Consider the following 1,961-nt stretch of genomic DNA (forward strand, 5'->3'; position numbering starts at 1 on the left):
GCCGTCGGGTCCGTGCACGCCGTCGAGAGTGCGATGAGTAACATGCCGGTAGTCGGCCACGCAAATTTATTCATTATGTGCTCGGCTTATGCTTCCAGTCCGAGCCGTCACCATCAAGCACACTGGCGTCGCATAGTCGAGATCCAATTCGCGGAGCGAAAGCCATCCCGGCCGCATTTTTCTTCATCGAACCCCCGTTCTGAACTGTTGATACATTCCCCGCCAACGCCCACACCCTAGCTCGAAGCGATTGCTCGTGCACCCTCAGCTCGTCTACGGATAGTGTTCGGGGTCAGTGCTACCCCGAAAGTCCCCAAGAGAGTCGGTGTCGAACCATTTCACTGCGCTGCACCACAAATCGACAGGCGCTCAATCTACGCGGGCCCGTGTTCAGATGCGGTGGTCGATGCTGGTGATGCGGTGGCGGCCGGGGGCTACCTCGGTGGTGCGCATGACCTGGTTGATTTTCTCGGTGGTGGCGTCGCCCGGCCATTTCTGGTGGATGGTGACATTCCAGAGGGTGGCGTCGGCGGCGTCGGCCTTGGTGATGTGGACGCAGTATTTGACGTCGAGGGGCAGCGAGCCGATGCCTTCGGCCAGGGCGGAGGCATTGCCCACATGCGCGTTGTCGGTGACGAAGGAGCGGGCCTTGGCGGCGTCGCGGTCGACGTAGTAGCTGTATTCGAAGCCGAGGATGGCGCCCTCGGGGCTGGCGGTGTCGCCGCGCTCGGCGCCGATGGTGATCGAGGGGGTGCGGAAGGACTCGCAGCCGGACAGGGCGTGGGCGGGCAGTGGGGGAACCACGGTGGAGGTGGTCGCCCGCGAGCCGGGGACGGCGGCCTGGGTGGTGGTGCTCGTCTTGTCGGCGGGGCCGAGAAAGATGGTGGCGGCCACGCCGAGCACGACGACGAAGGCGAGCGCGCCGACCACGCCCTTGATCGCGGCGGCGGCTTTCGCCCGGCCGCCGCTGTCGTCGTAGCGTTCGTCGTCGAAGTTCTTGCGGGGGCGCCGCGCGATCTGGCCGCCGCCGCCGAAGTCCTTGAGGCGCGGCAACACCGGCATCTCCACGTGGTCGCCGCTCTGTTCGGTGGCGGTGGCGGTGGCCCAGTCGTTCCAGTCGACATCGTCGCCGCGCTGCGTCTCGACCGGCGCGTCGCCGTCGTTCCAGTCGTTCCAGTCGCCGGTGAACCCGTCGTCGTCGGCGGGGTTTCGATATACCGGCTGGACGGGTGCGGGCTCGAACGGGTCGTTGTTGTCGAACGGTTCCGGGTCGGGTGGCGGCCAGGTCTCGGGGTTCGTGCCGATCGTCTGCGGCTCGGCCTCGCGTCGCCGCCTGCGTCGCCGTTTGCCCTGCGGGCGACGGCGACCGGGCGTCGTGGCATCCGGCGACGTGAAGTAGGCACCGAACGGATTCTCCATCCGGGGGTCCTACGCCGGCGCCGGGACGACTCCCGGTTGACCGTGTTTAGGTGCGGCGGAGGGTTTTTCGGTCTCCTGATCCTGCTGCGGACGACTGCCGGGCGGAACCACCCCGCCTTGCATCGGCTGCTGGGCAGGCGCCGGTGTGCTCGGAGCCTGTTGGGGCTGTTCGGTTTTCGGCGCCTGGTTGGACTGGAACGGCGCGGACGGCGCGGGGGTATCCGGCTTCGCCGACGCGCCACTGTCGCTGTTCGCCCCGGTGCCGGTGCCCCCGCCGGTGCTGGTGCCGCCACCCAATCCGCCGAACAGGGTGTTCGTGCCGGTGCCACCACCATTGGTCGACGGCGAGGTGGGTGCGGTGCCCGCGGGGGTGGTGGAGGTGGCGCCCTCGGTACCCGTGGCATTCGCGGCGAGAGTGTCGATTCCGGTCGTCGCCAGCTCGGAGCCCGCGTCGATCCCGTGCATCGCGACTTCGGCGATCTTGTCGATCAGATGCGTGCCGAAGGTGACGCCGGCGTCGATCGCCGCGGTCCCCAAGGACC

At 67.8% G+C, this 1,961-nt stretch carries 1 protein-coding gene and 1 pseudogene; both read right to left on the reverse strand.

What is annotated here, in order from left to right; genetic code table 11:
- Positions 1 to 390 precede the first annotated feature (390 nt).
- A complete protein-coding gene (locus tag ACFWF3_RS34010) occupies positions 391 to 1,419 on the reverse strand; it encodes a hypothetical protein (RefSeq protein ID WP_379318110.1) in 1,029 nt (342 codons plus the stop codon).
- Positions 1,420 to 1,428: 9 nt separating this feature from the next.
- Positions 1,429 to 1,961: pseudogene (locus tag ACFWF3_RS34015) on the reverse strand (hypothetical protein); the annotation flags it as partial.

The sequence above is a fragment of the Nocardia sp. NPDC060220 genome, from assembly GCF_042727815.1.
Taxonomy (GTDB): Bacteria; Actinomycetota; Actinomycetes; order Mycobacteriales; family Mycobacteriaceae; genus Nocardia.

Coding starts and splice junctions, on each gene's coding strand:
- ACFWF3_RS34010 (WP_379318110.1), bottom strand. CDS start 1,419: ATGGAGAATCCGTTCGGTGCCTACTTCACGTCGCCGGATGCCACGACG.